Source organism: Calderihabitans maritimus, from assembly GCF_002207765.1.
In the GTDB taxonomy this organism is placed as follows: Bacteria; Bacillota; KKC1; order Calderihabitantales; family Calderihabitantaceae; genus Calderihabitans; species Calderihabitans maritimus.
Window position 1 is genome coordinate 42,364 of sequence record NZ_BDGJ01000197.1, and the last position, 19,256, is coordinate 61,619.

18 protein-coding genes are annotated in these 19,256 nt (G+C 48.0%); all 18 read right to left on the reverse strand.

Going from position 1 to position 19,256, the window contains the following annotated elements; translation table 11 throughout:
* Positions 1 to 3 precede the first annotated feature (3 nt).
* The gene (locus KKC1_RS14065; protein ID WP_088555054.1) at positions 4 to 954 is read right to left on the reverse strand and encodes a sulfotransferase; all 951 of its coding nucleotides are present in this window, start codon (positions 952 to 954) and stop codon (positions 4 to 6) included.
* Positions 955 to 1,965 (reverse strand): glycosyltransferase family 4 protein, encoded by a 1,011-nt coding sequence (locus KKC1_RS14070; protein WP_192868265.1) that lies wholly within the window; start codon positions 1,963 to 1,965, stop codon positions 955 to 957.
* A 16-nt stretch (positions 1,966 to 1,981) separates the two neighbouring features.
* A complete protein-coding gene (locus tag KKC1_RS14075) occupies positions 1,982 to 2,809 on the reverse strand; it encodes a class I SAM-dependent methyltransferase (RefSeq protein ID WP_192868266.1) in 828 nt (275 codons plus the stop codon).
* Positions 2,809 to 4,194 (reverse strand): flippase, encoded by a 1,386-nt coding sequence (locus KKC1_RS14080; RefSeq protein WP_192868267.1) that lies wholly within the window; start codon positions 4,192 to 4,194, stop codon positions 2,809 to 2,811. Before KKC1_RS14080 ends, KKC1_RS14075 begins: the two co-directional genes overlap by 1 nt.
* A 397-nt stretch (positions 4,195 to 4,591) precedes the next feature.
* Positions 4,592 to 6,361, reverse strand: a complete 1,770-nt coding sequence (locus KKC1_RS14085; RefSeq protein WP_202820101.1) for an SLC13 family permease — start codon at positions 6,359 to 6,361, stop codon at positions 4,592 to 4,594.
* Positions 6,362 to 6,430: 69 nt separating this feature from the next.
* A complete protein-coding gene (gene cysQ, locus KKC1_RS14090) occupies positions 6,431 to 7,207 on the reverse strand; it encodes a 3'(2'),5'-bisphosphate nucleotidase CysQ (RefSeq protein ID WP_088555058.1) in 777 nt (258 codons plus the stop codon).
* Between the two features lie 62 nt (positions 7,208 to 7,269).
* Positions 7,270 to 9,009, reverse strand: coding sequence for a bifunctional sulfate adenylyltransferase/adenylylsulfate kinase (locus tag KKC1_RS14095; protein ID WP_368731576.1), 1,740 nt, complete (start codon positions 9,007 to 9,009; stop codon positions 7,270 to 7,272).
* 290 nt (positions 9,010 to 9,299) lie between these two features.
* The gene (locus tag KKC1_RS14100) at positions 9,300 to 9,827 is read right to left on the reverse strand and encodes a winged helix-turn-helix transcriptional regulator (RefSeq protein WP_088555059.1); all 528 of its coding nucleotides are present in this window, start codon (positions 9,825 to 9,827) and stop codon (positions 9,300 to 9,302) included.
* A 195-nt stretch (positions 9,828 to 10,022) separates the two neighbouring features.
* The gene (galU, locus tag KKC1_RS14110) at positions 10,023 to 10,898 is read right to left on the reverse strand and encodes a UTP--glucose-1-phosphate uridylyltransferase GalU (RefSeq protein ID WP_088555061.1); all 876 of its coding nucleotides are present in this window, start codon (positions 10,896 to 10,898) and stop codon (positions 10,023 to 10,025) included.
* A gap of 69 nt (positions 10,899 to 10,967) precedes the next feature.
* Positions 10,968 to 12,107, reverse strand: a complete 1,140-nt coding sequence (locus KKC1_RS14115; protein ID WP_088555062.1) for a glycosyltransferase family 2 protein — start codon at positions 12,105 to 12,107, stop codon at positions 10,968 to 10,970.
* Between the two features lie 19 nt (positions 12,108 to 12,126).
* A complete protein-coding gene (locus tag KKC1_RS14120) occupies positions 12,127 to 13,413 on the reverse strand; it encodes a UDP-glucose dehydrogenase family protein (RefSeq protein WP_192868268.1) in 1,287 nt (428 codons plus the stop codon).
* A 64-nt stretch (positions 13,414 to 13,477) separates the two neighbouring features.
* On the reverse strand, positions 13,478 to 14,467 hold the full coding sequence (galE, locus tag KKC1_RS14125) for a UDP-glucose 4-epimerase GalE (RefSeq protein ID WP_088555064.1): 990 nt from the start codon (positions 14,465 to 14,467) through the stop codon (positions 13,478 to 13,480).
* Between the two features lie 43 nt (positions 14,468 to 14,510).
* Complete coding sequence (locus KKC1_RS14130) at positions 14,511 to 15,884, reverse strand: sugar transferase (RefSeq protein ID WP_088555065.1); 1,374 nt, start codon at positions 15,882 to 15,884, stop codon at positions 14,511 to 14,513.
* A gap of 204 nt (positions 15,885 to 16,088) precedes the next feature.
* On the reverse strand, positions 16,089 to 16,280 hold the full coding sequence (gene tatA, locus KKC1_RS14135) for a twin-arginine translocase TatA/TatE family subunit (RefSeq protein WP_088555066.1): 192 nt from the start codon (positions 16,278 to 16,280) through the stop codon (positions 16,089 to 16,091).
* Positions 16,281 to 16,328: 48 nt separating this feature from the next.
* Positions 16,329 to 16,598 carry a chaperone NapD gene (locus tag KKC1_RS14140; protein ID WP_088555067.1) on the reverse strand — a complete coding sequence of 90 codons (270 nt, stop codon included), beginning with the start codon at positions 16,596 to 16,598 and terminating at the stop codon, positions 16,329 to 16,331.
* A gap of 19 nt (positions 16,599 to 16,617) precedes the next feature.
* A complete protein-coding gene (locus KKC1_RS14145) occupies positions 16,618 to 16,902 on the reverse strand; it encodes a hypothetical protein (protein WP_088555068.1) in 285 nt (94 codons plus the stop codon).
* Positions 16,903 to 16,907: 5 nt separating this feature from the next.
* The gene (locus KKC1_RS14150; RefSeq protein ID WP_088555069.1) at positions 16,908 to 17,486 is read right to left on the reverse strand and encodes a 4Fe-4S dicluster domain-containing protein; all 579 of its coding nucleotides are present in this window, start codon (positions 17,484 to 17,486) and stop codon (positions 16,908 to 16,910) included.
* A gap of 18 nt (positions 17,487 to 17,504) precedes the next feature.
* On the reverse strand, positions 17,505 to 19,256 hold a 1,752-nt coding region (locus tag KKC1_RS14155; protein WP_088555070.1), incomplete at its 5' end, for a molybdopterin-dependent oxidoreductase.

Genomic DNA, 19,256 nt, shown 5'->3' on the forward strand with positions numbered 1-19,256 from the left:
TCCTTACCTCCGGGCTCCTTTAAGATAGCCATAGCGGATCAAAAGCGGCCAGGTAAGAGCGGTTACAGCAACGCGCTTGTGAGCCGGCATTTTCTGTTTCCACTCCATATCTGGGTGCACCTGGATCACACCGTGCTTAAAACGAATAGGGTTACCGGAAACTGTATGATCGACATCCAAGTTAATCGTTTGATCGTCAGTAAAAAAGCCAAGTTCCGGGGGTTCCATCCCCAAACGTGTGAAAAGCTCTCTTAACGTCCGCCGTGGCCAACCGGTCAGGTCCTCGTAGTGAACGACCGTGTAATGTGGCGCAGCAGCACCCAGAAGTTCAACAAGAGCGTTTGATAGATTCCATTCCCAAGCGCTCCTAAGGACGCCAAGTCTTGGCATGTAAGCTTCCGTCCAATGTACCTCAGGCCTGCGCTTCTTGCGCTGCCAAGAGAACGCCACAGCGTAACTATTGCGAACAAGTTGAACTACGTGCAGATCAATACCGGGTATTGTGTTCAGGACAAAACCATGAGTCGGTGACTTGGAAGAGTCAATAAGAACTCTGGCTCCTGAAACTTTATGAATGGCATGGTAAAGGCGGCTCCAAATCTCGACGTACTTGCTAAGTCTTGATTGATAGCTTGCGGGGCGCAACGCTGGGAAGGTTAAGTAGGGAATGTACTTGACGCGCTGCACGGTACCACGCAGCTTCAAAACACTTTCTGGAACTATCTTGCCAAATCCACCAAACGCTTCTTCAACCACTGAGCTCCAAAACTCACACGACCTGAAAGGTTTACCACATCCGCAAAGCTGATTTTCCGCAAAGCCTCTCTGCCAGATATGGTAAACTTCGCCCAATGAGAAGAAGCCGTCAACTTGCCCCAGCATGCGGTCAAGTAATGTGCTCCCGCTCCGACTAGAGCCCCCAAGAAAAATGACCTTTATACGATCAGCATCCACTCATTTTCCCCTCCAGACTTGTCGGAAGACCTCCAAGTGTTTTTCTGCGCTTTTGCGCCACGTAAACTCTTTCGCTCTGGCCAAACCTTTTTGTCGCAACTCTTCTCGCAAGCTCTTGTCTTCTGCTAAACGTAGCATAGCTTGTGTGATTTCATCTACAGACCGAGGGTTAACCAGCAAGGCAGCGTCTCCTGCTACTTCGGGACATGCAGTAACATTTGAGGTAATGACCGGACATCCACAAGCCATTGCTTCCAGGATAGGCATCCCAAATGTTTCATGTAGAGAGGGGAAAATGAACCCGACTGCTCCTTGATACAGTGTTGCGAGTTCATCAGAAGTTTTTGACCTGCGTATCAATTCGACTCCCTTGACATTGATCTCTGTTGAAGGATACCCAGGTATTACCAGGACCAGGCGCGGTTTTCTTTCGTGTGAGAGACGAGCATAGGCCTCGATAATTCTATTTACATTCTTCATGTGATGAAACGGAGGGACGTACTGGGAGACGTGCAAGAAATACGCTGGACCCGAGGCAACTTTTCTTTTGCTCGGACTGAAAATATCTGAATTGACACCGTGATAAATCGGAAAAACTTTTTTGCCGTCTAGCCTTAAGTGTCTCTCTACCACCCCTTTAGAATAGTCCGATACGGTAATAATGGCAGAGCAACTCTTCCGAAAACTCCACCATCTGTACATGAGCCTTGTCTTCAATTTAAATCTGAGCAATGAACTAATCAGAGGGTGACTTCCGTAAAATTCCTCCGCCGGTATGCCTAAACCGTAGTCGCCAAGGAGCGAGACAACAAGTGGCTTCTTTACCTTCTTTAAGGAGTAGGATGGGCCAGAAAACGGGTCCCAATATAAATCGGCCTCTTGAGGCAAAGGATCACCTTCTTTGAAACGAGTAATATCCACACCCAGCTGTATCAGTTCTCGCGTGACATTCTCTATGTAATTCCTGAAACTAAAAGGTATAGCCTCACGGTAACAAACTGCGATTTTCATAGAATATCGGCCTCCATCAACGTTTTTTGAAAAGCATAGCTGCATGCGTGGCAAATCGCTTTGGCAGCAGCCACATGAGGTAGATGTCTATAGCTGCATCAATACGCACTATCAAGTTGCGAACCATGCTTTTCATCGGTTCGAGCCTAACATGTTGTGCCCCGGGTGTTTTATTAACCAGCTTCTTAGCTGGTTGGAACATTCTGGATAATACATCACGCAATAGCCACCAACGAGCTACTTTAACTTTGACGAGGTCTGCCCGCCCATCCCGTTCAACCTCCGAAACCCAGTTATGAATTGGCCTCGCAAAAGTGTTGAAGTAAACACGTCTCATTTCTCTTGCTACGGCTTCCATGAGCAGCAGGTTTCCCCCCGGTCTGGTTACCCTCACCATTTCATCAATCATCCTTGACTGCTGCTCAAATGAATTATGATGTAGCACGGTAATGGAGAACACCAAATCAAAATGCCCATCAGGAAATGGTAACTTATCTGAGTCAAGTTTGTAAAACAGGCCATTGGGTACTCTCTTCCTGGCTATTTCGATCATAGACCCTGATATGTCAACGCCCACATATGAAGCACCACTCTTCAAAATGAGAGGAGCCCAACGCCCCACCCCACAACCCAATTCCATAACATTGGAATTCCTTAGATCAATAGATTTTAACACTGAAGTAAAAAGGGCAGCCTGAACTTTTTCCATAGCCGCATTTTCTACATCTGACCGTCCAAATGCACAAACGGCTTGGTAAACATTGCCCCGACTTGACTTGGCTCTCGCTTCCCAATATTTCTGCGGCTCGTATTCACCAGTGCCCAGATGTATATCTTCGCTCATCATCTTACCCCCCAGAAAGATCTAGGATGAAAAGCAACTGAAATGATACCCGTTCGCCTGTATACAAAAACACTTAGCAGTAGGTTCCAAACCGCTAAGCTTACTGCTGTTGCCATAGCAGCGCCCACGACTCCCCATTTAGGTATCAAAAGGAGATTTAAAAGAATATTCATGAGCGCCGCCAATCCAACTATCAGGGCTGTACCATTTTCATTTCCGGTGTGTATTGCCAATTGCCCTACAGGTCCAAAACCGGCGTTCATGAGCTGCCCGACACTAAGGACCACGAGTGCTAATTGCCCACTCATAAAATCTGAACCAAATAACGAAAGTATCGATTTGCCAAATGCTACCAGCACGGCTACAATAGGTACAGCCACAGCAAGAATGATTTTAGCAGTGTTTGAAATCATTTGTTGTAGCTGTACGGTTTGTTCTCTTGCGTAAAGGCTAGCTATACTTGGTGCAATTGTTACTTCAACTGCCGACAGAACGAAGACAATGATGTCCGTAACTCGTTTGACGATAGCATAAACACCCACCTGTTCTGCCCCCTTAAAAGCTCCTAAAAGTATAAAGTCTATTTGGAAATTGATTATTTGTATACTAGCTACTAGCAATAGCGGCAAGGCGTTCCTGATCCAAGGCCATATTCGAGTTTCTGGCTCGACAGTTTTGACCTCTTCTGGAAGCACCTTTCCTAACCAGTGGGATGCTACAGCTAGAGCAATAAGCGTCGCAACCACATTGAATAGTACCGCCAATAACGCAGAGAGATATTGATGAAATAGTAAATATGCACTAGCGATGAAGGAGACAAGAAGCAATGGCCGAATTAGCATCTCGGGCAGTTGGCCTCGAATGATCTGGTGAAGTCCTCTCAAGGCTGACTGGCGCAATTGGGTAAGGGCTGTTATCGGTAGCATAAGTAAGGCCAACCAAAGGGCATGGAGCATACCGTATTCGTTCTTAGAGCCAAACAAGACCCAACCAATCGGTGCGGCAGCTGCCATTAAAACTATTGAGGTTATCAACACAACTCGGTTTGAAAAACGCAGCAACCCTTGCATTAAGCTCCAGTTCTCCTGAGCATGGTAGATGGCGACATTCCGTACCAAAAGCTGGTGAAACCCAAGGGTTGCCGGGACACTTAATAAGCCAACCCAGGCCATAGCATAAGCGTACGCGCCATAGCCTGTTGCACCCAGCAAACGAGCCAGAAGAAGGTTAGTAAGAAAGGCTAATCCCGTGGAAGTTACTTTAAGGGTAAAAGTGCCCACCGTACTTGTAACGAGATGGGTATACAGTTTGCCCTGGTCTTGTTTCCCAGGGATGAGTTTGATTAAATTTTTGAGGCTTTGTCTAGCTTTAATACCAGACTTCATAGTCTGTCTCGTCGGCAATGTACACTTCACTCTCCCAATGGAACAATATCTGATCCGCTGGTTGTTCTGCATTACTTTTCAAGAGCCCAACGCCATTTCCTGGTTCTCCCGAAGCTCGCAGGTATCGTCAAATTCCGGTGGGTTTTTGATTAGCCCTGGACTTGCCATATATAGAGGCCCTTCGGTCTCGCTCTTTGTAGACCTAGTGGGAGCCTCATATGCTTCAATGAAGCCGTCTTGCTTGCTCATAAGCTCGCAAATCTCGCTTTTCTCACCCTTTCACGGCATAATTGGAACACAGACAAAATAGGTTAATTTAGGATTCAGATTGAATCAAAACTCAACTTAGGCGTCAGAAAACTTGAACGACTACCTGAATAAATACCACTTAATCGACTCAAAATGGCCAAATATATGGTATCACGGCTACCGATATTACCATAAAGAGCAGATTTAGCGGTAAACCCACTCTGAGAAAGTCTTTAAACTTGTAGCCGCCGGGGCCGTAGACCATTAAATTCGTCTGGTAGCCGACAGGTGTGGCAAAGCTGGCCGAGGCAGCCACTGCCACAGCGATAGCTAACGGCCTTGGGTCGATCCCCATCTGCATGGCACCCGAGTGTGCTACCGGAAAAACCATTACTGCAGCCGCACTGTGCCCGATAATCTCTGTAAGGATGTTCGTCAGCAAATATATCGCAAATAACAAACCCAGAGGGCCAAAGCCCTGCATCAGTGACACCAGGGCGTTGGCTATAAGGTCGGCAGCCCCGCTTTCTGTGAGGGCATTGCCGATACCTAATGAAAGGGCAATTATAAACAACGCATTCCAGTTCACCGCTTTTCTGGCTTCCTTGAGCGTAATGCTCTTGCTCAATAAAAGTACCGCCACTGCCAGAAAAGCGGCATGCAGGAGGGGGAGTACGTTCGAGGTAGCAAGCAGTATCATCGCGCCGAAGGCTATGACAGCGAGGTTTCCCTTGCCGTTATGTGGTTCGTAATCCTGAACCTTACTTATCAAATAAAAATCTTTAGAAGCACCCCACAGGTTGATGAACGATTTTCCTGTTAAAAGCAAGAGGGTATCTCCCGGTCTGAGCTTGATATTACCTATCTTATCCCTAATCCTTTCCCCATTTCGCAGTACTGCCACCACTGCGGCATCATATCTGGAACGGAAGCTGCTTTCCTTGATTGTCTTGCCCAGAAAGGGAAAGGATTCCGAAACCACGGCTTCCACTATCTGGGCCTGCCCGTTTTTGAATCTGTCCAAATAAGCATCGGAACTGGTTTCTAACTTTAGCCCGTCAATACTCTGCAGCTGGACTATGGTAGATACCTGTCCAGTGAAGATCAGCCTGTCCCCGCTTTGTATCTTTTCTGTGGGAGTGACAGGGGCAATTGACTGTCCCTGCCTGATTATCTCCACCAGAAAAAGTCCCTTGAGGTTTCTTAGTCCCGCCTTTTCTACGCTTTTGCCGATGATCTTACAGTGGGGCTGGACCGTCATTTCCACCAGGTATTCGCGGTGTCTCTTTTTCACCGACTCCAGCAGGTCTTCGTTATCGGGAAGCAGTTTGTAGCCCACGTTCATCAGGTAGAAGATACCTGCCACAGCCAAAGGCAGACCGATATAAGTTATCTCGAACATCCCAAGTCCCTTTTCGCCATACTGCTCCAACAGACCGCTGACAATAAGGTTGGTGGAAGTACCCACCAGTGTCAGCAGGCCGCCAAAAATTGATGCGTACGACAAGGGAATCAAGTATTTAGACGGTGAAACATTATGTTCCAGTGCCCAGTTTCTTACCAGCGGGATAAACATGGCCACTATAGGGGTATTGTTGATAAAGGCCGAGAGTAAGGTAACCGGAACCATTACTTTCAGTTGTGATTTCCTGCCGCCGGTGTTTTTACCGAAAAGCCTGTTTACAAAATTAAAGATGGTGCCGCTTTTCTGTACCGCACCCACGATAATAAAAAGGGCGGCAATAGTTAGCATGCCTTCATTGGTAAAGCCCACAAGTGCTTCCTCTACGGTGATCACCCCAGCTGTAATCAGTACGGTTAGAGTTGCAAAATATATTATCACCGGCTCGTAGGTATCGGTAATAAGCAAGGCAAACATTATAATTATGATTGCGATGCTGAATATGGCCTCAGACACTTGTACCCCTCGCAGTGGATTTAGTTTGTATCCACATTGTGACTATCTATATAGCTACTTTAAAGCAGCCTAAATATAAAGCAGTTTGTTCTCCTTCGTGTTTAAGATATAAAAACCCTTATCGTTTAGGCTGTTTTCCCTGTTATAGAACATCTCCGTACCGTCAAGCTGTTCGAATATTCCCCCTGCTTCTTCCACGATACAGTGCATGGCGGCAGTGTCCCATTCCATGGTAGGGTTGAGGCGGTAGTATATTTCGGCTTCTCCTTTGGCTATCATACAACCCTTTAATGAGCTTCCTGCCTCCTTGACCTCCGAGATATTATTCTTCTCTATTAGCTCACGCAATCTGTCCGATGCGTGTGACCTGCTCATTACAAGTCTCGGGTTTTTTCGTCTTTGGGAAACCTGCAGCCTTTTGACTGAACCGTCTTTCTGGTAGTAGGCTCCATTTCCCCTTGCGGCATAGTACAATTCTCCTTTTGCCGGGACATAAATGACGCCCAGGACTACCTTTTGTTTGTAAGCCAGTGCTATATTTACGGTGAATTCCCCGTTTCTTTTGATGAATTCCTTGGTGCCGTCCAGGGGGTCGATGATCCAGCACCAGTCGTTGGCCAGTCTTGATTTATCGTCTTTGGTCTCTTCCGATAGCACAGCATATTGAGGAAACGCTTCAAGCAGTCTACTCACAATTATTTCGTTTGATTTCTTGTCTGCTGCTGTCAGTGGGGATAGGTCTGTTTTCCATTCCACTTCAAAGTCCTGGTTATAAATTTCCATGATTGCTCGTCCGGCTTCAATGGCAAGTTCTTTTGCAACATGCAATTCTTTCTCTAGGTTCATTTGCCGACACCTTTCCGAGTTTGAATTGAACTTATGATTGCTGTCCCGCCTAAGCTTCAAACTTAGCCTTGGTTGCCAATATATCCTTGACTCTCCAGATACGACAGAATCTGGTTTGCTGCTTCCTCCGCACTAATCCTGGACGTGTCAACAACTACTTCTGCATTCTCCGGTGGTTCGTACGGGTCATCAATGCCAGTAAAATTAGTAATGAGACCGGCTCGCGCCTTGGCATACAAGCCCTTCCTATCCCTTGCTTCACATACTTCTAGAGGTGTGGCCACATATACCTCTATGAATCCACCGTGCTGACTGACCATTTCGCGTACTTCCCGCCTCGTAGCTCTGTATGGAGCAATGGGCGCGCAGATAGCTACACCCCCATTTTTAGTAATCTCGCTCGCCACAAACCCGATCCGCTTGATATTCAAATCCCGGTCGCGTTTAGAAAAGCCCAGTTCACTGGATAAATGCTTGCGAACAATATCCCCATCCAGAAGTGTCACCCTTCGGTGCCCATCTTCCATCAGTTTTGCCATCAAGATCTGCGCTATCGTGGATTTCCCAGCGCCAGAAAGTCCTGTGAAAAACACAGTAAATCCCTGCTCTGCCCTGGGAGGATATGCCCGACGCAACTCGTTAATGACTTCTGGATAGGAAAACCAGTCTGGTATCGGAAGTCCTTCCCGCAGTCGCCGGCGAAGCTCAGTGCCTGAAAGAGTGAGGAATCTGGCTTTCTCAGGTAGCTCGGAACGCATCATGTACCTGTCAAAATCCGCCACATAAACCATTTCCTCATACGTCAAAATCGTAATACCAAGTTCATCCTCATGCTTCCGCGCAAGATCCCGGGCAGCATAGGGAGGATAAAAGGCTTCGCCGTTATCCGTGCGCCGTGGGCCTGCGTGATCTCTTCCTATGATAAAGTGGGTACAACCATAGTTCTTACGAATGATAGCATGCCAAAGCGCTTCCCGGGGACCTGCCATCCTCATTGCCAGCGGCAGCAAACTTAACATTGCTGATTGTTCCGGATAGTATTTCATGATTCTCTGGTAACAGCGCGCTCGCGTGAAATAGTCGATATCACCCGGGCTGGTACGCCCCACGACCGGATGTATCAGGAGGCTTGCACCCGCCTCCTCCATTGCGCGTCTGGTCAGTTCCACATGAGCCTTGTGCATAGGATTGCGAGTCTGAAAGCCTACTACCCGTGCCCAACCCAAACTCTTAAAAATATTCCTGAGTTCGGCAGGGGTATGCCGCAGTTTCTTGAAAGTATGATGCACAGGAAGTTCAAGGCCTTCCAGAGAGCCTCCAACGTACACAGGATTTGTTTGGCGGAAAAGCTGGAATACACCAGGATGGGCCTCGTCTGCGGTACCATAAACGCACTCCGCCTCGGCGTGCAGATCAGGTTTCCATACATCTTCAACCGTCATAACGGCCAGAACCATCCCTTCTGGATGGCGAAGGGCAATCTTATCCCCTTTATCAAGAGAAGAAGCAAATTGTTCGGTTACATCAAGAGTTACGGGGATAGGCCAAAGGGTACCGTCTGTGAGCCGCATTTGTCTGCATACAGCTTCGTAGTCATCTCTGCACAAAAAACCTTCCAGCGGGGAAAAGGCTCCGCAAAGTAGGAGTTCTAGGTCGCATAACTGGCGCTGCGTAAGATCCCATGAGGGAAGGTAGACTGCCTCCTTTTTCAGTTCCGCTATTCTTGACTGTTCAGCTATAAGCTCTTTTAGCACGCCCCCGTAGGGCGGATTAGGTTCTGCTGGCACCTGCTTTGACACCACTTTTTTCACCTGATTAAGCCCTCCTTATATTTTCAGTCGCTTTCTTCTTCCGCTGCCAGTTCAATACCCCGTCCAAGTTCCCATGGCCACTGGTATCGTTTCGGCAGCACATTATTGCACCAGAGACAGTTCCGACCGGTTGCAGGTCGGGAAGTTCCGGCGAAAGCACGTAAAGATATGGGGTTGTCCATCCCGCGGCGCGAGATTCAAGACACCCCAGAAACATTAGGTGCCCTTTCCCACCCGCCGCCTGAATGCCACTTCTTCCCGGTTATAATAGAACCAGCCTCTTAGATCTTTTCAAGAATATTGATAACATTTTCATCTGCAGAAAACTTCTCATCAGAATAAGATATCCACGTGATAATCAGCACGTCCTCCGTGCCGTTTCGCTTTACTTTCAGTTCCTCCCAGCTTTCAGCGATTATATATTTTATGTTAAGTCTTCCGGCGGCGATTTTAAGTATTTCCAGAATTTCATCCCGGGGCCCAAGAAAAACCACTTCATCATGCTGGCCCTGATATTTCCTTTCCTCCAGGACCTGTTCTAAAGCCTCGCTTATTTTTACAATCTGCCGGTAGGAATTTTTCATGTACTGGTAAGCCAGCCTGGTTTTTTCCGCCATTCCTTTTGGAGTAATAATGTAACGTAAGGTTTTAGCATTAAGCCGCTCGATTTTAACCAGGCCCTTCCGAACCATTCTTTTTAGCAGAAGGTTGACGGTACCTAGCGAAAGGCCCGTCCCTCTCGCGATCTTACGCTGAGAAGTAACCTCATTTTTTTCCAGGTGGCTTAAAATTTCATATTCGTTACTCATGGTACATACCTCAAACTTTGCTACTCAGGTAGACAGCACCGTTCATTTATTGAACGTTCATCTGCTGAACAGTATACCAATGAATGGTAGGCCTGTCAAGATTCGAATGCATATTAGTGAACTGAAGAAAATAAGCTTTCCAGGCTTCAAGGTTCTGCAACTGTTGTATGTACAACAAGTGCTTAATTTTGGGGGTTAGGTGCCCAGTTCTCTAATAAGATTCTTTAAGTAATATGTAAATTGTGCATTAATCTCCTCCCGTTGCAAGGCAAATTCAACAATCGCCTGTAAATAACCGAACTTATCACCTACATCGTACCTTTTGCCCTCAAAAACGTACGCGTATATTGGCTGTTGCCGGAGTAAGTTTCTCAGGGCGTCGGTAAGCTGGATTTCCCCGCCCGCGCCGGGTTCAGTGTTTTGAAGGATGTCAAAAATCGCAGGATCAATAATATATCTTCCCATAATGGCCAATGTGGAAGGTGCTTGTTCCGGAGTAGGTTTTTCAATCAGGTCGTCCACTTTATACAGATTCTCACCTACAGGGACAGGTTTGACTATACCGTAACGACGCACTTCCTGCACAGGTACTTCTTGTACTCCAATTATTGTACTCTGATACTTATCATACAATTGAAGCATTTGCTTCAAGCAGGGAACCTTACTATGGATAATATCGTCACCTAAGAGTACTGCGAAAGGCTCATTTCCTACAAATTTGCGGGCACAATAGACTGCGTGGCCCAAGCCCTTAGGTTCTTTCTGCCTGACATAGTGAATGTCTACCAAGTTCGAGATATCCTGTACCATCTCAAGCAGTTTCTTATGGTTTTTTTCTTTCAAAGTCAGCTCCAGCTCAACTGATTTATCAAAATGATCTTCAATCGCCCTCTTGTTTCTGCCGGTTATTATAAGGATGTCCTCGATACCGGAAGCAACAGCCTCCTCCACTATATATTGTATGGCAGGTTTGTCTATTATTGGAAGCATCTCTTTAGGCTGTGCTTTGGTGGCAGGTAAAAATCTAGTTCCCAAACCGGCTGCCGGAATAATCGCTTTTCTAACTTTCATAAAATTTCCCCACCTTCAATTATGACCGCACTTTCGCAACACAGCAAACTGTAAGTTTCTAGTATAGATTTATCTGCGAGCGGGTTGCCACGAAGTCATTTTATCACCATGGAAAAACCTCAGAATTCCCAAAACAGAAGCATAATTAACCATGCAAAAATAAGTAGGAATCATAAAGAACTTAGAAGTATAACGCTTAGAATATCCCAAATAGGCTATCAGGTAGAATGCTAATTGCAAAATTAGAGAGGCTTGATAAAACCCGTTTTCAAAAGCGAGAAGAAAATTAGTGATTAACAAGATCAGTAAAAAGAACCCAGTTAACCACCTAAGTAACTTATGGCTTAATAAACCGATGGCTAATAAGCCATAACGGAAAGGGTTGAGCATGTGTTTTACGTAAAGTAAACCCCTGAAACTTCGGGTAATAATTCTGACCTTCCGTTTGAACTCTTCTTGGTAAGTTGACGACGGTTCTTCATAAGAAATTGCCTCATCTTCATAAACGGTTCGATATCCCTGTGCTACAATCATTAGCGGCTCCACAAAATCACTAATTATCTCAGCTGGTAACGGATAATAAAGTTCTTTACGTAAAGCATAAATAGATCCGTTAGCTCCTAAAGCATTTCCCAACGCACTTTCTATACACTTCAAGAATTGTTCGTAACGCCAGTACAGACCCTCTCCCTGTCCAGCAACATTGTCTTCCTCACGCTTATAACGCAACTCACCGCAAACGCAACCTACCCTCGGGTCCGCAAAATTTCTCACCAGCTTATGGATAGCGTCAGAAGCATACATAGCATTAGCATCAGAAAAAACGATAATTTCACCACTAGCATGCTTAACAGCCTCGTTTTGAGTAATTGTTTTGCCTCGGTTTTCGGGAAATGCTAACAACTTAATACCATCAGCCTCAAACTCTCTTACAATCTCATTCGTCTCATCCGTTGAACCATCGGAAGCAACTAAAACTTCTAATTTGTTTTTAGGATACCTTAGCTGCAGCGTATTCTCTATTTTGGAGCGAATAACTTTACCCTCGTTATATGCTGATATAATAAGGGTTACAGTCGGTAAATAACTATCATCTCGTCTTATTGTTCTCTTCTTAAAGAAGGTTAAAATATAAATAAGTACAGGATAACCTAGATAAATGTAAATAATTAGAACTACTAGTAACCAGAAAATTAATTCTAATATCATCTAAATCCCACCTTCGAACCTATCTCCCAATTCCGTAATACTGAAAACCTAAACGATTCAACTCATCCTTTTCTAAAGCGTTACGACCGTCAAGAATCACATAAGGTGATTTCATCCGTGTCCTAGCCTGTAACCAATCTAACTGACTAAACTCCGGCCATTCGGTAGCGAGTAAAACCGCCTGAGCACCCTCTATGCAATCATAAGGGTTGTCCGCAAACTTAACATCTGGAGGAAGTACCTTCCTTGCGTTTTCGGTAGCAAGAGGATCATACGCTGTTACGGTAGCCCCCTCCACCAAAAGTAATGGTATGATATCCAGGGACGGAGCTTCGCGGATATCATCCGTGCCTGGCTTAAAAGCTAAACCTAATATCGCTACGTGCTTTCCTGCCAGCCCATCCAGGGCTCTCTCTAATTTCCGCACAGCCCGGATTCGTTGATTGGTATTAACTTCAATAACCGCCTTTAGCAATCGAAAATTATATCCCTTGAATACAGAAACATAGTCAAGACCTTTGGTATCCTTAGGAAAGCAGGAACCTCCATATCCCAGTCCTGCTCGCAAGAATTCCTTTCCAATCCGACTATCCATGCCTACAGCAGGAGCCACTTCATCAATATCCGCTCCGACAAGCTCACAAAGGTTGGCAATCTCATTGATAAACGAAATCTTTGTCGCTAAAAATGCATTGGAAGCGTACTTGACCATCTCCGCACTGGTAATCCCCATGACAAGGATGGGAGCATCTATGTCGCCATAAAGTCTTTTTACCTGCTCTATGGCCGAGTCATCATCCCCACCAATAACAATTCTGTCGGGGTAGTACCAGTCTTTAAGAGCTTGTCCTTCCCGAAGGAACTCTGGATTAGAAATATAAGCAATAGGTACCTTGGTATTCTTTAAATAGCGCTGACAAATACTTTCCCCAGTTCCCGGGGGTACAGTACTCTTCATAACTAAAATAGTCGGAGTATCAAGAACCTTAACCAATTCGCTTACTACCCCATAAACTTGCGAAAGGTCAACACGCCCATTCGGCATCGCGGGTGTTCCTACTGCCAACATCACTATATCTGAACCGTTAACAGCTTCAATGCCGGAACTAAAAGCTATTCTGTTCTCACTGATTAGTTTCTGCAAAAGCTCGTCGAGACCTTGCTCAAAAATTGGACATTTACCTTGCCTCAACTTCGTGAGTTTATTCACATCCTTCTCAATACCTATAACCTCATGTCCAGAGTTGGCTAAGGCACAAGTAGCAACTAGACCTACGTAGCCCATGCCAATAACGCTAACTTTCACAAAAATAACCCCCAATGACATACCTAAATTAAAGTATTTATAAAAGTATTGAAAGTATTGAATGTTATAAAAGAATAGTCACCCGCTTTTTCTCCCACTGCCAGGCTGTCGCTATAATATACTCCAGATCATCATATCTCGGCTGCCAACCCAGCCTGTCCCTGATTTTTTGAGCGTGAGCCACCAAAGCGGGCGGATCGCCTGGTCTCCTGTCAGCATACTCAACCGGGAAGTCCACTCCCGTAACTTTTTTAGCGATTTTTACTACTTCCAGTACTGAATAGCCTCTACCGTACCCACAATTAAAAACATCGCTACTTCCACCATCCAAAAGGTATTCCAGCGCAGCGATATGGGCTTCCGCCAAGTCGGATACGTGAATGTAATCTCTAACACAAGTACCGTCAGGAGTAGGGTAGTCAGTTCCAAAAATATTCAGGTACGGTCGAATACCCGCCGCTGTTCGTACACACATGGTAATCAGGTGGGTGGCGCTTTCTTTAGCTTCTCCCAATTCTCCCTCCGGGTCGGCTCCCGCTACGTTAAAGTACCTGAGGGCAACGTAATCTATATCTGAAGCATGGGACATGTCCTTTAGCACCCGTTCTACCGTTGCTTTACTGCTGCCATAGGGGTTTATGGGATTTAGAGGTGTTTCTTCCTTTATAGGAATGTCTGCCGGGATGCCGTATACCGCTGCAGTAGAAGAAAAAATAAATTTCTTTACCCCATGCTCTCGCATTACATTCAAAAGATTCAGCGTACCTACAACATTATTGGTGTAGTATTGCAGCGGTAGCTTTACCGATTCCGGAACTATGATTGATGCTGCGAAGTGGATTACAGCCTCCGGCCTGAAAACAGAAAAAACCTCCCTCAATTTCTCTTTATCAAGCAAATCACACACAACTAATTCTCCCGACAAGACCGCCCAGTCGTGACCGGTGGAGAGGTTATCCACAGTTAAAACATTAAATCCTCTTTTACCGAGAGCCTTAACCACATGGCTGCCGATGTAACCGGCGCCACCCGTAACCAGAATTCTTGCTCCCACAACGCAACCCCCGTTACTTGTTAGGTACGAATTTCATTTGCATTTACGAAGCCTTATCCTTCATCAACAGCACCTTCACTGTCTGAAACAAAATTTGCAGGTCTAGCAACGGTGAAGCTGTTTTGGCGTAAAGCAAGTCATAGCGCAGCTTGTCCTCCGGGCTGGTGCTGTATTTGCCTGCCACCTGGGCGAGGCCGGTAATTCCCGACTTGACTATGTGCCTGTAAGCGTACTCGGGTATTTGTTTTTCGAACTGCCGGACAAAGTAGGGCCTTTCCGGCCGGGGTCCGACCAGGCTCATCTCGCCTTTGAGGACATTGATGAGCTGCGGCAGTTCGTCGAGCCGGGTGGCCCGGAGAAACTTACCCACCCGGGTAATGCGCGGGTCGTTTTCCGCGGCCAGCACCGGTCCGGTGTATTTTTCGGCATCTTTAACCATGGTGCGGAACTTGATAAGTTTAAACGTTTTACCCCGGTAGCTTACCCTTTCCTGGGTGTAAAAGACGGGACCGGGGGAATCCAGTTTGATGGCCAAGGCTATCAAAAGCATGAGAGGTAAGGCCAGTACCAGGCCTGCGGCAGAAATAGATACGTCTAGCAGGCGTTTTCCGAACTGCAGGCCGTTTTTGGGCCGGACACTGCCTACGTGAAAAACCGGAGTGTCATCGATCTGGTCCAGGGTAGCCTGGACTACCATGATGTCGTACAGGTCGGGTACCAGGTACACTTCCCACGGGCTGCTCAGGGAAGAGGCTATAATCTTTTTCTTGAGCTCCTGAGGAACGGAGGAACAGACATAGACCAGGTCGGGACTGCATTTCAACAGGTCTTCTTCCGCCGTTTCCCATGAACCCAGTACCGGATAGAAATCACGTCCTTGCTTTGCCTCCGGTAAGGGAATATCTCCTATTATCCCCTGTATGTTGAACACTCCTTCGGAGCTTCGGGAAAGCTTGACGGCCAGTTCCTGCGCCTCCAGTAATCTTCCCACCACTATAACTTTCTTGGAGCCGTGAAGCTTTCTCTCCCATCTCCACATGAAGCGGCGCCAGGCGCCCAGTAAGGCAAGCTGCAGCAGCGCCGCCAGGAAAAACACCGTCCGCGGGAAGGCAAAGCCCCGGGCCATGTAGGATAGCACTACACTGATCAAGAAAATCAGGCCCACGGAGCAGATGAGAGAGGAAAGGATGTCTCTCCAACTGCGGCGAACGGTGTAGTAGAGCCCGTATACATTAAAAAAGATAACCGCTGCCAGGGTAATCCAGGGAAAGAGTTTTAGATAAGGATCAAAGTTGGTGGCAGGCAGTTTCCCCTGGAAGCGGATCAAGAAAGCCAAAATGAAGCCGGCATTGACCAGCAACAGGTCTCCAAGCATTAAAATGAAACTGAACCACGTTCGCGGATGTCCGTTGCGCACCGGTTATTCCCCCTGATGAGGACGGAATTTATTAACCGCCACGGTTTTATATATTTCGCTATGATTTCACATTTTCCTGCCTGAAAAAGGAAATTGAGATATAAAAAAACCGCCCGCTTCTCAGCAGGCGGATTGCTGCTCTCGAATTTTTTTACTTTCCAGCTGATGCCATGGAAAAACCACGAATGGAATGCCGGCGGCAGTTTACTTGACCGGCTCCTCGAAAACCTTGTCTACCTCTTCTTTCACGTCCTGGGAGGCCTTCTTAAACTCCCGAATACTCTTTCCTACCGCCTTACCCACTTCCGGAAGTTTTCCCGGCCCGAAGATGAGTAACGCCAGTACCAGTATCAGAATCAGTTCGGGTACGCCGATACTGGGGAGAATACCGAACATCCCTGTCACCTCCTGTACACCGCCCGGTATACGTGCCGCCGGGTACGTTTAGTGGACTTCTTGCTCCCTGTCCTCACCTAAAACTTCATCTTCGAAGTTGCAGTAAGCAAGGTAGACCCCCAGCACTCCTTCAGCGCCGGCCATCTGGTGGCTGGTAATGCGGTGGGCCTCTTCAGTCGTTTCGGTTTCCAGAACGACTATAATTTTGGAATCCTCGTAGACACCGTGAACCGATACTCCCGGGATAGTTTCCAAATAACTGACCACGTTTTGAACGTCCTCCGGGTTAACTCTCACCAAAATACCGGAGATAACCATGATTATTTCCCCCTTGTTATTACTGCTGCTCTGCTCCCTGAGCCACGTGACACTGCTGGCAGTTGGCCCTTTCCGGGTGCGAAGTTTTAGGTGCGTCAACCCCCGAGCCCTCTTCGTGGCACACGAGACACTGGCCGACCCTACCCTCTAAACTGTGAGTAATGACCGGCGGGTATACAGTGGGCTGGGCCTTTTCCGTTTCAGCAGGCTGTGGCTGGTTTTGACCGCAACCGGCAACCAAGACCCCCAGCGCGACTACCACAAGAACAAGCGCCAGCACGTAACCTTTCCGCTTCTGGAACATATGAGCTACCCCCTTTTCTCCACAGGTTTCATTACTATGGCCGCGGGTTTAAGAACACAGGCATGAGCGCAATTTCCGCAGCCGGAGCAGTCGCTTTCACGGATCACCGGCCGGCGGAAGGACTCCAGCACCATAGCCCGGCCCCGGTCCGGACAGCGATCGTAACAGGCCCGGCACATGCCGCCCTGCCAGGCCAGGCATCTATCCCGTTTAATTACCGCGACCGCGATCCTGACCTTATCTCTGGCCAGAGACTGTATTGCTCCACTGGGACATACTTGCTGACAAGTCAGGCAGAGGGAGCACGGTACCTCCCCGGGGACCAGGTAAGGGGTCCCCAGGGCCAGCCCGTGCTCCGGGCCGGCCTCCCGCAGGGCTCCGCCGGGACAGGCCTCGATACATTTCCCGCAGCGCCGGCAGGTAGCGAGAAACTCTTCTTCTTCTACCGCACCGGGAGGCCGGAGGAGGCCGCTCGCCAATTTGGGAGCGGCCACCTGAAGGGCAGCACTTCCCGCGCCAACAAGTTTATCTTTAACCAGTCCGAATAATTTGCGTCTCGATAAGCGTTCTTCTTCCTGCGGCACGGGCATCCTCCTTTAAATTTAAACTTTCTCTATACGCACGGCACACTTTTTGAAATCAGGTTCTTTGGAAATGGGATCATAGGCGTCTATGGTCACGAGGTTGATTATCCTTTCGTCATCAAAGAAGGGTACGAACAGATACCCGCGAGGAGGTTTGCCGCGACCGTTAATTTCCGCTTCAATTATCACCTCACCCCGGCGGGAAACCAGCTTAACTTTGTCCCCCTGTTTGATGCCCAGTTCCTTGGCATCTTCCGGGTTAATTTCCACGTAAGCCCTCGGGACGGCCCGGTCAAGTTCAGGCACCCTGCGGGTCATAGTACCGGTATGCCAGTGTTCCAGAACCCGACCGGTGCACAGCCAGAACGGATATTCCTCATCGGGGCTCTCTGCCGGCGGCTCGTAGGGACGGGCCCAAATGATGGCCTTATGTTCGTCCTTCTTATTACCGTAGAAGTCAAAGGGTGCCTTGGCATAGGGATCTTCGCCGGCCACAAAGCGCCGTTTCACCGGCTTGCCGTTGACCACCGGCCACTGCAGACCCCGGGCCTTGACATATTCCTCGTAGGGAGCATAATCGTGGCCCCTGCCCTCGCCAAATTTGCGGTATTCCTCCCAGAGGGCTTTTTTCAGGTTGGGGTCGTCGTACTCAAACAGCTTTCCGTACCCCAGGCGCTTGGCAATCTCCACGATCTGCCACAGGTCATCTCTGGCTTCCCCGGGCGGGTCGACGGCTTTGGCCAGGTGCTGGGTGCGCCTTTCCGCATTGCCGTACATTCCTTCTTTTTCCACCCACATGGCGGAGGGAAGAATAACGTCAGCCAGCTTTGTGGTTTGGGTCGGGTAGACATCGGAAACGACCAGGAAGGTCTTGTTATCCTCCAGCGCCTTGCGGTAACGGTTCAGGTTGGGCAGCGACTGCATCGGGTTGGCGCACATTACCCACATCGCCTTGATTTCTCCCCGATCGACAGCCCGCCACATTTCTATCGTATGCAGGCCAACCTTGGCCGGAATTTTTTCTATCGGCACACCCCAGATCTTCGCCGCGATAGCCCGGTGCTCGGGATTGGTCACCACCATATCGGCGGGTAAACGGTGGGCAAAGGTACCCACTTCCCGGGCGGTTCCACAGGCACTGGGCTGCCCGGTCAGGGAGAAAGCGGTTGCGCCGGGACGTCCAAACTGACCCGTTAAAAGGTGCAGGTTATAGACCAGGTTGTTGGCCCAGGTGCCCCGAACGTGCTGGTTAAAGCCCATGGTCCAGAAAGATATGGTATTCCGGTTGGGGTCGGCCAGCAGCCGTGCTACTTCCCGAATCTTGTCCGCAGGTACTCCGCTCAGGCTTTCCGCATATTCAGGCGTGTACTTTTCCACAAACTGCTTGTACTCCTCAAAGGTAATTTCCTGAGGTTCATCCTTGAACTTAAACTTATCTTCCAGCCCGTAGCCGATATTCTCCTTCCCTTTTTTAAACTTGACGTACTTGCTGACAAATTCTTCGTTCACCAGGCCCTCCTTGATAATCACATGGGCCATGGCGTTCATGATAGCCAAATCAGTACCCGGCTTAAACTCCAGGTACATGTCTGCAATTTCGGTACTCCTGGTCTGGCGCGTAGCGATGTCGATAACTTTCACACCAGGGTTGGACAGCTTCCGGTCAGTGACCCGGGAAAAGAGAATCGGGTGCTGTTCCGCCATGTTGCAGCCCCAGAAGATAAAGGTATCGGCGTGCTCGATATCCTCATAACAGCCCGCCGGCTCGTC

What these genes read in the sequence shown, in the direction of transcription:
- KKC1_RS14070 (WP_192868265.1), bottom strand. Translation starts at nt 1,965, where the DNA reads ATGAAAATCGCAGTTTGTTACCGTGAGGCTATACCTTTTAGTTTCAGG.
- KKC1_RS14115 (WP_088555062.1), bottom strand. Translation starts at nt 12,107, where the DNA reads ATGATATTAGAATTAATTTTCTGGTTACTAGTAGTTCTAATTATTTAC.
- KKC1_RS14140 (WP_088555067.1), bottom strand. Translation starts at nt 16,598, where the DNA reads ATGGTTATCTCCGGTATTTTGGTGAGAGTTAACCCGGAGGACGTTCAA.
- tatA (WP_088555066.1), bottom strand. Translation starts at nt 16,280, where the DNA reads ATGTTCGGTATTCTCCCCAGTATCGGCGTACCCGAACTGATTCTGATA.
- cysQ (WP_088555058.1), bottom strand. Translation starts at nt 7,207, where the DNA reads ATGAACCTAGAGAAAGAATTGCATGTTGCAAAAGAACTTGCCATTGAA.
- KKC1_RS14100 (WP_088555059.1), bottom strand. Translation starts at nt 9,827, where the DNA reads ATGAGTAACGAATATGAAATTTTAAGCCACCTGGAAAAAAATGAGGTT.
- KKC1_RS14080 (WP_192868267.1), bottom strand. Translation starts at nt 4,194, where the DNA reads ATGAAGTCTGGTATTAAAGCTAGACAAAGCCTCAAAAATTTAATCAAA.
- galU (WP_088555061.1), bottom strand. Translation starts at nt 10,898, where the DNA reads ATGAAAGTTAGAAAAGCGATTATTCCGGCAGCCGGTTTGGGAACTAGA.
- KKC1_RS14145 (WP_088555068.1), bottom strand. Translation starts at nt 16,902, where the DNA reads ATGTTCCAGAAGCGGAAAGGTTACGTGCTGGCGCTTGTTCTTGTGGTA.
- KKC1_RS14075 (WP_192868266.1), bottom strand. Translation starts at nt 2,809, where the DNA reads ATGAGCGAAGATATACATCTGGGCACTGGTGAATACGAGCCGCAGAAA.